9 protein-coding genes are annotated in these 13,501 nt (G+C 44.8%); 5 read left to right on the forward strand and 4 right to left on the reverse strand.

Annotated features, from left to right (window positions below; all coding sequences use genetic code 11):
* The 3 genes from IQ270_RS11795 to IQ270_RS11805 all read left to right on the forward strand — a co-directional run.
* Nucleotides 1-1,287 (forward strand): RNA-guided endonuclease TnpB family protein (locus IQ270_RS11795; RefSeq protein ID WP_193973407.1); only part of this gene is annotated, 1,287 nt, incomplete at its 5' end.
* A gap of 416 nt (nucleotides 1,288-1,703) precedes the next feature.
* Nucleotides 1,704-4,775 carry an ATP-binding protein gene (locus tag IQ270_RS11800; protein WP_193973408.1) on the forward strand — a complete coding sequence of 1,024 codons (3,072 nt, stop codon included), beginning with the start codon at nucleotides 1,704-1,706 and terminating at the stop codon, nucleotides 4,773-4,775.
* A gap of 50 nt (nucleotides 4,776-4,825) precedes the next feature.
* Nucleotides 4,826-6,043 carry an adenylate/guanylate cyclase domain-containing protein gene (locus tag IQ270_RS11805; RefSeq protein WP_193973426.1) on the forward strand — a complete coding sequence of 406 codons (1,218 nt, stop codon included), beginning with the start codon at nucleotides 4,826-4,828 and terminating at the stop codon, nucleotides 6,041-6,043.
* 49 nt (nucleotides 6,044-6,092) lie between these two features.
* Here the strand turns inward: IQ270_RS11805 and IQ270_RS11810 are convergent, their stop codons facing one another.
* From IQ270_RS11810 to IQ270_RS11825, 4 genes are all read right to left on the reverse strand, one after another.
* The gene (locus IQ270_RS11810) at nucleotides 6,093-7,373 is read right to left on the reverse strand and encodes a recombinase family protein (RefSeq protein WP_193973409.1); all 1,281 of its coding nucleotides are present in this window, start codon (nucleotides 7,371-7,373) and stop codon (nucleotides 6,093-6,095) included.
* Between the two features lie 3 nt (nucleotides 7,374-7,376).
* On the reverse strand, nucleotides 7,377-7,736 hold the full coding sequence (locus tag IQ270_RS11815) for a VOC family protein (RefSeq protein WP_193973410.1): 360 nt from the start codon (nucleotides 7,734-7,736) through the stop codon (nucleotides 7,377-7,379).
* Between the two features lie 443 nt (nucleotides 7,737-8,179).
* Nucleotides 8,180-9,661: an ATP-binding protein gene (locus tag IQ270_RS11820; protein WP_193973411.1), complete on the reverse strand. Its 1,482-nt coding sequence runs from the start codon at nucleotides 9,659-9,661 to the stop codon at nucleotides 8,180-8,182.
* Nucleotides 9,662-9,783: 122 nt separating this feature from the next.
* Complete coding sequence (locus IQ270_RS11825; RefSeq protein ID WP_193973412.1) at nucleotides 9,784-10,614, reverse strand: alpha/beta fold hydrolase; 831 nt, start codon at nucleotides 10,612-10,614, stop codon at nucleotides 9,784-9,786.
* Between the two features lie 159 nt (nucleotides 10,615-10,773).
* On the opposite strand from IQ270_RS11825, the gene IQ270_RS11830 reads away from it, so the two are divergent.
* Together IQ270_RS11830 and IQ270_RS11835 are read left to right on the forward strand one after the other, a co-directional pair.
* The gene (locus IQ270_RS11830) at nucleotides 10,774-10,974 is read left to right on the forward strand and encodes a hypothetical protein (protein WP_193973413.1); all 201 of its coding nucleotides are present in this window, start codon (nucleotides 10,774-10,776) and stop codon (nucleotides 10,972-10,974) included.
* Between the two features lie 156 nt (nucleotides 10,975-11,130).
* A complete protein-coding gene (locus IQ270_RS11835) occupies nucleotides 11,131-12,828 on the forward strand; it encodes a BamA/TamA family outer membrane protein (protein WP_193973414.1) in 1,698 nt (565 codons plus the stop codon).
* The last annotated feature ends 673 nt before the right edge of the window (nucleotides 12,829-13,501 follow it).

Here is a 13,501-nt window from a genome sequence, read left to right on the forward strand (position 1 = left end):
CAGTTTATTCAGGGGGATTACTGCGATCTTAAGACCAGGTGTGAAGCCTGTCCCTTGACCAGCTCTGTCAGCAAAAGTGGAGCTACAGGCAATCCCTGGAAAGACTCAAAGCTTGACAAGGAAGGTAAGGTTAGAAATCCGCGCCGTAGTGCTGGCGATATTCAAATTACAGCATTACCAGAGTTGAAAGTTGCTAGACCTTGGTACAGTGGGGTAGACTCAACAGTTTTACAGCAGAATGTTAAACGATTAGATACTGCTTACAAAAATTTCTTTGAAGGCAGAGGTTTCCCCAAGTTCAAGAATCGCAGTAATTTTAAATCCTTCACCTGCGTGATGGGAATAAAATTGCAAGGTAATAAAATTTACTTACCCAAGCTGGGTTGGATTCGGTTTTACAACTCTCGCTCAATCCCAGATGGGTTTACTGTCAAGGCTTGCACAGTTAGAAAACGTCAGAATGGCTGGTATGTCTCCATCATAATTGAGGATAAATCCGTACCCGAATATAGCGTTCAACCTGTGGGAGAGCATCCCAAAGTAATAGGCTGTGACTTGGGAATTACTAAACTGGTTCATTTTTCTGATGGCTACCAAGTTGAAAATCCCAAGTTTTCAACGAACAAAAAAGCTAAGCGGACTCTCAAAATCAGACAGAGACGAGTTAGCCGTAAAGTTAAGGGTAGTAAAAATCGCAAAAAAGCGGCTGTCCGGGTTGGAAGGTTTCATCAAAAAGTTAGTGATAAGCGTCAAGCATATCAATGGAAAGTTGCCAATAAGATTGTGTCTCGCAACGTTGATGTAATTGCCCTAGAAGACTTAAATGTATCTGGAATGATGCGTCGTTGTCAAGTAAAAATCGACGGGAAAACAGGGAGATTCCTTAAGAATGGGCAATCAAGAAAAAAGGGCTTAAACCGCTCTATCTCTGATGCAGGTTGGGGCGAGTTAATTTCAAAGGTTGAGTATCTAGCTGTGAAGCAGGGCCAAGCCGTAATTAAAGTTAATCCCAAGCACTCTAGCCAAGAATGCAGGAATTGTGGCCAGATCGAAAAATCAAACAGAGATGGCGAAAAGTTCATCTGTGTTGAATGTGGCTATCACGAACACGCCGACATTGGTGCGGCTAAAACTATCAGAGATAGAGCTTTGGAAATAGTACGTGGGGACTCCGCAAAACTTGGCGCTAGTCGCCTAAACGCCCAAAAGATATCAGTGCGCTCTACGAGCAAACGCACTGAGTTTGGGAACCCTAGAAATAGGGATATTAAGAAGGCAATTTCTTAAGAATCTCAGTCGCTTCAGCGTTGAGAGTGTCAAGAATATTTGTTCTAATGCGATTGATGCTTTAGAACAGATAGCGGTGCAGCAGCATTCAGTCAAAGACTGTTGGGGGAAAAACTTACCCGATCGCTTGCAATATACCGATTGCTAACCGCTAAGAATTCGCATCCGCACGCTTGTGGTTGACGGCCAGTGGGTGCAGATTCACATTGCTGATAATCGCAGCGGCATAGATGCTTACGATTAAAATTCCCTTAAAATCAAAACCTCAGCCAGCAACTTGCTCTGAAAAATTTTTGGTAAAGCTGTAAAATTGGGAAGCTGCCGTTTTTGTAAATCAACTTCTGGAAAGGGCTCTCCGGCCCGCCCCACAAAAACAAGACGATCGTTCCATTTAGTATAATTTGCAACCAAACATTATGTGGCAAATAGTCAAAGATATCTTTTCTCCCACTCAGTATATGCCGCACGGTCAGTGCTATCTGTGGCAAACGCCTTTGGTGTGGCTGCACGTAACCGGCGACTTTTTAATTGCGATCGCCTACTATTCAATTCCGGCGATGCTGATTTATTTTGTTTTTAAGCGACGCGACGTTCCTTTTTTAGGAATATTTGGTTTATTTGGTGCATTTATTATTCTTTGCGGTACAGGTCACTTGCTAGAAATTTGGACGCTGTGGCATTCTGCTTATTGGCTGTCGGGGATTGAAAAAGCAATTACTGCCCTCGTTTCCTGCTACACTGCCGGATCGATGGTAACGCTGCTACCCCAATTTTTATCCTTAAAAACTCCTGAAGAGTTAGAAGCAATTAATCTCAAGTTGCAGCGGGAAATTACCGTGCGTGAAGATGCAGAATTAGCTCTGCGCTGCGCGTATGAAGATTTAGAAATTAAAGTGCAAGAGCGTACCGCACAGTTGACAGAAACCAACAGTTGCTTAGAAAGGGAAGCTCGCGACCGCCAGCAAGCGGAGTTAAAATTGCGCTCAGTTACCGAGCGCTTGCAATATTTGTTGGCTACTACTCCTGCGGTTATTTTTAGTCGCCAATTAAAAGAAAATTATGAGGTAACATTTGTCAGCGAAAATATTGTTTCGCTGATTGGCTACGAAGCGCGAGAATTTGTTGATGGTTCCCTCGATTGGCACAGCATAATTCACCCCGAAGATCGAGAAAATGTAGATATTGCATTTGCTCAGATATTGGAAAAAGAATTGATTTCCTACGAATACCGCGAACTGCACAAAGACGGTAGTTATCGCTGGATTTACGATGAGGTAAAATTGGTCAAAAATGCTGTTGGCATACCTGTAGAGTGTGTTGGTTATGCAGTAGATATTACTGCTCGCAAACAGGCAGAAGCAGCTTTGATGCAGCAACTAAAAAGAGAGCGACTGGTGAATTCCATTCAAGAGCGGATTCGCTCTTCTCTCGATCTCGACGAAGTTCTGACAATGGCTGTTGAAGAAGTGCGCCTGTTTTTGTCAACTGACAGGACAGTTATTTACCGTTTCAACCCTGATTGGAGCGGATTTGTGGCAGTCGAATCGGTAGCAGCAGGTGTGATGCCGATTGCGGGAATCGATATTAACGATCCTTGTTTTCGCGAAAGGTATATTTCTGTTTATCGGCAGGGTCGTGTTCGGGCGATGGACGATATTTACACTGCTGGTATTTCCGAGTGCCACATTAATTTACTCGCAGAATTGGAAATTAAAGCTAACCTCGTGGTTCCTATTTTGCAAGGGGAAAATTTATGGGGCTTGCTAATTGCTCATCACTGTCGCAGTCAAAAACATTGGAACTCTTCTGAGATAGAATCTCTCAAGCAAATTTCTGTGCAGCTAGCAATTGCTATCCAGCAATGCACGCTATTTGAACAAGCCCAAACAGAAATTGCCGATCGCAAGTTGGCAGAAGCAGCGCTGCAAAAAGCTGTCGTGGTTGCCGATGCTGCTAACCTTGCCAAAAGCGAATTCCTATCTTCTATGAGCCACGAATTGCGGACTCCCCTGAATGCTATTCTGGGATTTAGTCAGGTGATGGTGCGCGATTCATCCTTAAAAAATGAACACCAGCAACACCTAGAAATTATTAATCGCGCCGGAGAACATTTGCTTTCGCTAATTAATGATATTTTGGAAATGTCCAAAATTGAAGCTGGCAGAAGTCAGCTTAACGAAAGCAGTTTTAATTTGATTCGCCTGCTAGAAACTTTAGAAGAGATGTTCCGATTAAAAGCTAAATCTAAGAGATTGCAGCTCAAGTTTGAAGTAGCCCAGAGCGTTCCTCATTTTGTGAATGGAGATGAGGGTAAATTGCGCCAAGTTTTGATTAATATGGTAGGAAATGCCATTAAGTTTACAGAAAGGGGTAGCGTTACCTTGCGAGTGAAAAACAAGCTAGAAGAAAATTGGGCGGCTGAAAATGCAGAGTTGAGCAGCCAACAAACAAAAACCGCCGACTGGGGTTCGGAAAAGTCCGCGCCTGCTGATTTTGATTGTGTAGACACGAATTCTATTCACCCGGTATCTTTACGCCTTCAGTTTGAAGTTCAAGATACTGGCGCGGGAATTGCCAAAGAAGAAATGAATAAGTTGTTTAAACCATTCGAGCAAACAAAATCAGGTTATAAATCGCAACAGGGTACTGGACTAGGTTTACCAATTAGTCGCAAATTTGTACAAATGATGGGAGGAGATATTGTTGTCTCCAGTACACCTGATTTGGGAAGTACGTTTTCATTTGATATTCAAATGTCCCTTGCTGCTGCCACCGAGATTCAAATGCTTAAACCGCATAAAAAAGTGATTGGTTTAGCACCAGATCAACCAGAATACCGGATTTTGGTGGTTGACGATCGCGCCGATAATTGTCTAGTCATAGATAGGTTACTGTCACCGTTAGGCATTTTAGTGCGAGAAGCTAGAAATGGTCAAGAAGCTATTGCTGTATGGGAGGATTGGCAACCGCACTTGATTTGGATGGATATGCAGATGCCTGTGATGAATGGTTATGAAGCAACCAGACAAATCAAATCTCGTCCTCTCGGAAAAGAAACGGTAATTGTGGCTCTGACTGCTAGCGCTTTTGAAGAGGAAAGAGCAACTATTTTAGCGGCAGGATGCGATGATTTTATGCGTAAACCGTTTGAGGCAAAAATGTTGTTCGCTGTTATAGAGAAATATTTAGGGGTGCGCTATATTTACGAGGAACCTGTTGATACAATCCTCGAAAATGAAAGCGAGTTGAGTGGAGTGGCTAGCTGTCCATCGGTAGAAATACAAATGGGTAAAATGCCTAGTGAGTGGCTAGATAATATCAATGAGGCTGCTCATGAATGCTACGACGATAAAATTCTGCGGTTGATTGAGGAAATGCCTGGGGAGTTTGCTGGGGCTGCAAAAGTTTTAACTGATTTAGCACATGATTTCCTGTTTGATGATATTATAGAGCTAGCAAAATCGGCGGTTACGGCACGTGTGTGTTAGTTATTGTATCTTAAAAAAAATATTGCCTAAAAAATACCGTGAGCGATCGCATGAACATCAATCAGCCCCCTACAATTTCAGCCACGATTTTAGTAGTTGACGATCTACCAGATAACGTGCGGCTTCTATCTACAATCCTAACTGAAAACGGCTATCAGGTTCGCAAAGCGTTGAACGGAAAAAGAGCTCTGGCGACGGTGCAGGAGTTTCCGCCGGCTCTAATTCTGTTGGACGTAATGATGCCAGATATGAATGGATATGAGGTGTGTACACAGTTGAAAGCTTCACCAAAAACCAGTTTGATTCCAGTAATTTTTTTAAGCGCATTAGATGATGCTTCAGATAAGGTGAAGGCTTTCGATGTGGGAGCTGTTGATTATATTACTAAACCTTTTCAAGGTAAAGAAGTATTGGCACGAGTGGCAAATCAGTTAATCATTCAAAATCAGCAACGACTGCTGCAAGAGCAAACGAAGCAATTAGAACAGTTTGTTGAGCGATTGCAAAACGAAATTCAAGAGCGGCAGGGGGTTGAGTTGGCTTTACGGCTGGCTCAAAAAAAATCGGATCATTTATTGCTGAATATTTTACCGGCTGCGATTGTTGAGAAGTTGAAAAAAGGCGAGGCTTCTGTTGCTGAGAGATTTGAGTCAGCAACAGTCCTCTTTGCTGATATTGTGGATTTTACGTCTCTTGCTGCGAGAATTTCACCGCTAGAATTGGTGAATTTTCTAAATAAGATTTTTTCAAAGTTTGACGAATTAACTGAAAAACACGGTTTGGAAAAAATTAAAACAATTGGAGATGCTTATATGGTAGCGGGGGGCTTGCCTGTGCCGAGGGCAGATCATGCAGAGGCGATCGCGAATATGGCTTTGGATATGCAAAATGCGATCGTTAATTTTCAAACAGACATGGGCGAACTATTTCAAATTCGGATTGGCATTAATACAGGCCCAGTAGTTGCTGGCGTAATTGGCACTAAAAAATTTAGCTATGACTTGTGGGGAGATACTGTTAATGTTGCTTCTAGGATGGAATTGCAGGGATTGCCGGGATATATTCAAGTGACTGCTGCTATTTACGAGCAGTTAAAAGATCGGTATGTGTTTGAGGAAAGAGGTGCGATCGCGGTTAAAGGTAAAGGAGAGATTATTACCTATTGGCTCAAGGCTAAAAAAGATGGTGCGGCGGTTGAAACCGATTTTTGTCAAGCGAATTCCACTCATAGCGAACGAAGAGATTACCCAAATACCTCACTTTTTTAAGAAGTCGGGCATCTAACTCAGCAGCTACTGATGAACCTCGAAGTAAGCCTTAAAAAATGAAAATAATTTGCAGTTGCCAATTTGTATTTTCCCGGATGATTTCAATGCGCTCGATAAACTCGCGAAAGTAGAACCTGCGTTCGGATTCTGATAAATCCAGCCAAAATTGGGGAAGAGAAACTGTTTGGGCTATTTCTCGCAAATTTACTGGGGGGAGTTGCGCTAATTTGCTTTGCTGTTCGGCAATTTCGGTGCGAATTTTGTAGGCTCTCAATTCGGCCGTTTCGGTGTCGAAAATGCCGCTTTCAATCAGGGCTGGAAGTTGATCTATGATTTCTTGTTTCGAGGCGATCGCCCTGACAATTCCTGCTTTAATTCCGTTCATGTCCGGCATCTGCAACCGCGCTACGGCATCGGGCAAATCCCGACAAATTCCGGCGATGGTTAATTGCAATACTTCATCGTAGGAAATGCCGCTGCATTTAGGTTGAGACAGACAGTTAATCGGTCGCAAATAAAGGTATTCTTTTTGTTTGCGGTAGGAGGTGACTTTGGCAACTGTCATGGGGGATTTGCACTCGGCACAAATTGCTAAACCTGCGAGGGAACGCGGGGCGCTGGCGCTGCGGGGAGAAAGGCGGCGGTTGCGACGCAGCAACCGATCTATTTGGGCGGCTTCTTCTCTGGAAATAATCGGGATGTGGGTGTTAGAAATTACTTGGCCGTTTTGATATTCTAAATCGCCTCGGTAGGCGGGATTTGTCAGCCAGCGGCGGGCTGTGCTCACGGAGATTTTTTTGTTGTATTTTTTGGCTAAATGACGCACGGAACCGCGCAGGGAACCGTAGATTAGAAAGTGTTCAAAAAAGTCTTTGACGGCGGGGGAAGCGGTTTTATCGATCGTATATTTGTCTTTGCCGCGCCGGTAGCCGTAGGGGGCTTTTCCGGGAGGGGGAAGGGATTTGATGCGGTTGCGGGCGTGTCCTTTGCAAATGCTGCGGCTGTGTTGGCTGCGCTGGACTTCTGCGAGGATTTGCAGTAAGTTTTTGCGGTTTGGCGGTTCTGTTTCTGCTTGTACGATGATTTCGACACCGAGGGTTTCGAGTTGGGCGAGGTGCGCGCACACTTGCTGGAGTGTGTCGCCGAGTTCTTCAAAGCGCTGAATTAATAAGTATTTGACTGGTTGTGTTTGGCAGTCTTTTAGGAGTTGTTGCAGTTGTTGTCGCCCTCCTAAGTCTTGATAGATGCGATCGACCTCCCGGCCCCAAATTTCGGCTGCTGGCGCTGGTTCTAGCAGCGGTTCGCTGTAAGAGTAGGCGATGATTTGCATCTGTTACTCGCTGAGTTCGATGATGTTACCGTCGGGGTCTTGGGTAAATAATGCCGATCGACCTGACGCGCTCATTTGTACCGGACAATTGTTGGCTGCTAATTGTTGTTTTGCTTGCTCTAAGTTTGCCACAGAAAACGCTAAATGTCGGTTGCGCCCCAATTTGTCACAGTCTACGGCATCTGGTATAATTTCGGCTGCTAAAATTAGGTGAAGTTGGAATTGGCCGATTTGATACCAGATTCCGGGAAATTTTAATTTTCTGTCTATTTTTGGCAGTCCTAAAACTTTGCTGTAAAAGTGTTCTGATTTTTCGATGTTGGAAACGAGTATGGCAGAGTGGAGGGCTTGAGTAATTTGCATTTTTTATTTTTTTATTTTAATCTTTTATTTTAACCGCTGATGCAGGCAGATTTGTTGATGTTTTTTGAGTTTTTGATATGATAAGCTGTGGCGCAAATAAACATTGCATATTCAGGTCGGGCTCTCCGGCACACCCCACTCATTGTTTTATTGTTTTTTGACATACAGTCTAAATGCAGAACATCTTATAGCCGAGTGTCAGTAACATGAGTTACCAGACCTGCATCGGGCCTAAAAGCATACCTCACAACGCGATCGAACTGCTATATGATCCCAATTTATGCAGCAGTAATGCGTGATTTTTCACCACAATTTACACTGGCGGGACGCCCATGCTACAATTAACGACTTGGGTATTCAAAGTTTGAGCGAGACCAAAGTCTCGGCGGCCAACCCGCTAGTGCTACAGTTAAAACAGATAAATTGGGGTATTTGTAAATTGCTTAAATTTGGTGAACCGGCAGTTCAATGATAAACTCGGTTCCCGAACCGGGTTCAGATTCGCACCTGAGCGTTCCTCGGTGATTTTCTACTAAGATTTTGTAGACGATAGACAATCCTAAACCGGTACCTCTACCGATCGCCTTGGTGGTAAAAAACTGCTCGAACATTCGTTCTTTTACCTCTGCTGTCATTCCCACTCCCGTGTCAGCTATCCGCACTCTTACGCGATCGATTCCAGCTACTTCTGTGCGGATAGAAATTTTTAACGCAGCATTGGGCTGATTTTGTGATGCCTCGTCCAAAGCATCGATCGCGTTGCTAATTAGATTCATAAATACTTGATTTAGCTGTCCGGCATAGCACTCTACACCAGGCAATTTTTCATAATTTTTAACTATTTCAATTTCGGGACGGTCTTTTTTAGAATTGAGACGGCTTCGCAAAATCAAGATTGTGCTGTCGATGCTGTCGTGCAAGTTGCACTGTGTCATTTGACTGTTATCTGTTCGCGAAAAAGTGCCCATAGATTTGACAATTTCGCGAATGCGTTCGGCACCCATTTGCATGGAAGACATAACTTTAGGTAAGTCGTCAACTATAAATTCAAGTTCGCTCTCTTCGATTTGCTCTTTAATTTCGGCACAGGGATTGGGATAGTATTTTTGATAGAGAAGCAGCAGGTCTAACAAATCTTCTGTATAAATTTTGACATGGCTCAAGTTGCCGTAAATAAAACTAACTGGGTTATTAATTTCGTGGCCGATGCTGGCCATTAGGGATCCTAGCGAGGACATTTTTTCGCTGTGCATCAGTTTGGCTTGAGTTTTTTTGAGTTCGCAAAGTGCGCGATCGATCTCGGCGGCTTGAGCTTCGGCTTTTGAGGCTGCAGCACAGCTTTCTTGATACAGTTCAACCTGTTTGAGGTCGATTTCAAATTGTTCGATTTCGCTTTCTTGCTGGTATTGACTCACTACGGCATCGAATGCTGATAGCAATTCGCCGCCCGCTGCTCGGACAATGTATAGGAGGTGGGGATTGTCGGGTCTGAGTTGGGCATCGGGCACTTGCGCCAATGTTTTTGTTCGATCGATATATTCGCGCACTTGCTTGTCTAGGTACAGCGGTGCCTCAAAATACATTGCTTTGACGGTGGATGAAGGGGGACTCAATAAGTTGCTGCTGCTGTCAGTATTAATTAAGTCGCTGTGCGATTTTTCCATAAGATCGATCGCCTCTAGCAAATGTTCCCGCAGTTTTGCTCTTTCTGCGGCATTTTCCGAGCAAACTAACCTCATGCAAAAAAAAGCCGAGCGCTGGGAAAGCATTCGCTGGCGGCCGCTGATGTTAATTACCGCAGCACTAACTTTTCTGGCTGTCGTAATTTCTTCCAGATTAAAGTAATTGCTGAGCACCGCCATTCGCAATACCTCCGACTCAACTAAATTTCCGTAGCTCGTCCTAACACAAGATTTTAGCGCCATAATTTTTTTTTGTACAATACTACCAATATATTCTGTATTTTTTATACTGTTAGTATCCTAGGTTACATTTATTGTTGTAAATGATCGTAGTTTTTACAATTAGTCTGATTGCACAGTTTTTCTTAATTATTCAAAAATTTGCCAATCAACTTCGCCATGACTTGAGCTTGATTTTGCGGCAATCCGTGACCGGCATTGGGAATAATTGCTAACTCCGCTCCCGGTATCTCGTTGGCGTAGGTTTGACAGTGCCACAAAGGAATTGTTTCGTCGCTATCTGCTGCGATGACTAAGGTGGGAATTTGTAATTTGTGAATTTCTTTTTCTACTGTATCAACTGCGTCTTCCGGCCGCATTCGGCTGATTAAAAATGACCGGGCTACTGGTTGAGCCATTAACTCGCGCCGCCACCCGGAAATTTGCTGCAATTTGTTACTTTTTCCCGCTAAACTGGCAAAAGGTTTTGCCAACTGCAATGCCCAATCAACCGCTGGGGTTTGCCACAGCAGCGGCCGCAAAGCATCGTATTGACCGCAAAAACTGTCGTCCCGAATTCCGGCAGGTGCTGCTAATACTAAACTGCTGACTGAATTAGGATATTTTAGGGCATAGGCAGATGCTACCCAACCGCCAAAAGAATGCCCGACAATGCAGCAGGGTTCGATGTTTAGTTGTTCTGCAACTTGTCGCACAAAGGCAACTTCTACAGCTACGCTGTATTGGATTTGTGGTTGGCTGGATTCTCCAAAACCCAACATATCTAAACTGATGCACCGAAACTGAGATTGCAGTAATTCAATTAAGGGCAGCCAGCAAGTCTTTTCTCCGAAGAAACCGTGCAACAGCAATAAGGGTGGGCCGCTGCCGATGTCGAGGTAGGCGGCTGTTTGGCTGCTGCTGTTGATAACTGTAGTTAATGCGTGCTTGTGTGTTGATACTTCTGTGGACTGCATTGCCGATCGACTCCCGATATTTAAGAAGGATTTGTAAACAATTGTAACAAAACAGCAGTCCAAAGGTTAAACTTCATTGCGGAGTACACAATTAGAAGTAGACCGTGATAATCTCTAATATTATTAGAAAACACTGCCAACTCAAAGCAGGAGAACACTTTGAACTCTACTTTAAAACGTTACCCGGCTTGCTCCCTGCGCGAAGATGTCAGTGAGTACGTAGCACACCTACAGCTTCACATGACTTTACAAGCTCGCAATTTGCTCCCGAGCATTACTACCGCTAAGGACAGTCGCGAACAACTGTTACAGCAGACTCAGGCTCATTTTGAGAAACGTGTTTCCAGGCAATCTCTTTAAATAAATTTTCGGCTTCCCCAAAAGATCGATCTTTTGCCAAATTTCATCATCGCAGAAACCCGGTATCTTCAAAAACACCGGGTTTCTTTTCGGCTAATTAGCCACTTCTGCCCGGTTTTGGGTAAGATGCGTTGAGTATAGTTGAGTTTGATATTTATGCGAATTCCAATTATTGTATTTTTGGCTTGGGCGCAGGTGGCTGGCGGTGAATTGGCGGCGCGGGCGATCGATCGGGATTTGCCGGCATCCAACGGGCAAGATGCCCGTTCCACAACAGATGCCCGTTCCACAACAGATGAATTTTTGGGTGGAACAGGCATCTTGCCTGTTCACACACAGCTTATTGAGAATGGTGCAACCTCTCGGGGCAACGGGCAAGATGCCCGTTCCACAACAGATGAATTTTTGGGTGGAACAGGCATCTTGCCTGTTCACACACAGCTTATTGAGAATGGTGCGGCGGTCGCCACTATTGCCGAAATCCCGGAAGCAGTAAACAGCAACGCCCGACAGCTAGGCGGTACTCTACAAATCAGTCAAGCGGGCAATGCTGAGGGCGTTTACGTGGCTGAGGTGAAAATTCGCTTTGTCAATTCTAGAGGCGAAGCAGTTGATAAAAAAGGGAACCCGATTCAGGGCCGAATTTCGGAAGATTTTATCCGCGGCGAACTCAAACTCAAGGCGGGGGATAATTACAGCCAGCAAGTTGTTCGATCGGACTTGCAGCAGTTGCAGCAGTTGGGATTGTTTGACAAGGTGACGGTTTCTACTCAAGAAGTTGGCACGGATATTAATGTAATTTACAATGTCCAAGAGCGATCGGCTCGTTCTTTTGGTGCGAGTGTTACTCTGAGTGACGATGTTGGTGTTGCTGTTCCTCTTTCCTATGTCGATCGAACTTTCGGCACCATCCCGCAGCGACTGTCAGTAGAACTTCAGCCCAGCCTCCGAGGTATCCAGTACGATGTCCAGTTTGTCAGCCCTTACGTTGCCGCCGAAGACCGTTTGGGATACAGTGTGAGAGCTTTTGGCGATCGCAGAATCTCCGAAATTTTCAACAAGGATATCGATTTGCCCAACGGCGAGCGAGTTCGGGAACTTCGCATCGGCGGAAATCTCTCAGTTACCCGACCTTTGGGCGATTGGCGCGGAACTTTAGGATTGAATTATACCAATATCAGCACGCGCGATCGCAACTTAAATATTGCCCGCCGCGACGAAGGGGGCAACCCTCTCACATTCAGCGGTTCCGGCGTCGATGAATTATACACTGTTTCTTTTGGCGCGACGCGCGATCGGCGCAACAATCCCTTCAACCCCACCAGCGGCTCAATTCTTAGCCTCAGCACCGAGCAGTCAATACCTCTGGGGCGAGGTAACATTGTGAGCAACCGTCTGCTAGCAAACTATATACATTATGTACCACTCACTTGGCTCGGCATCAGCGAGTCCCAAAACCTGCCAGAAATGCTAGCTTTTAACTTGCAAGCCGGCACTGTAATCGGAGATTTGCCCCCAACAGAAGCCTTTCGCCTCGGCGGCCGCAATTCCGTGCGCGGTTACGATAGCGGAGATATTGGTAGCGGGCGGAGTTATTTTTTGGCTTCCGGCGAGTATCGGTTTCCCGTCGGTAGGGATGTCGGCGGCGTGATATTTGTTGATTTTGCTTCGGATTTGGGAACGGGTGACAGCGTGTTGGGAAAACCGGCTTCGGTGAGGGATAAACCCGGGACTGGGGCGGCTGTCGGTTTGGGTGTCAGGGTGCGATCGCCCTTTGGATTAATTCGCTTAGATGTAGGTATTGGCGACTCTGGCGAAACTAAATTTGTCCTCGGTACAAAGCAGCGATTTTAATAACCAGCAGTGCAATAAGCTGTTGCGGCATTTAAATTGTATGTCAAAAAAACGATCGATAACTGGGGCGGGCGGGACGCCCAACCCCTACTTCCCACAGCAGTGAAAGTTTATTTGACCGTGCAATTTAAATGCGGATTAGCTTATAGCAATCCTCGCATCATTGGGAACCACACAAATTAAGGACACAACATTCTTCGTTAGTGTCACCAATCGCCTAAAACCCTTTAAAAAACTTGCTTTTGTCCGATCGCCGATCGCCCTGGCCTACCCCCTAGGGCGTGTTTTCAAATTACTCATTTAGATCCAGATTCCCCTCGCATCCCCCTTAAAAATACCCACTTTAAGAGCATTTTTCCCCCCTTATTAAGCTATAGCGGTTCTGCATTTAGACTGTATGTCAAAAAACAATAAAGCAATGAGTGGGGTGGGCACGAGAGCGGGCCCTGAATATGCAATGTTTATTTGCGCGACAGCTTAGCTGTTCTCACATATTTTGTAACACTCTTCAAACCCTTGTTTGACAAAGCTTTTAAGCTCGATTCCAGCCACAGCCCCAAACAATGAAACAATTATGTTTGTTGAGAACAACTTTAGTTTATTGATAACAGGTTATGGCAGATTCAGAGTTCGATCGCTCCTGTGCGATCGATCGGGAAATGTTAAGAAAGAT

The sequence above is a fragment of the Microcoleus sp. LEGE 07076 genome (genome assembly GCF_015207455.1).
Classification (GTDB): Bacteria; Cyanobacteriota; Cyanobacteriia; order Cyanobacteriales; family Microcoleaceae; genus Microcoleus.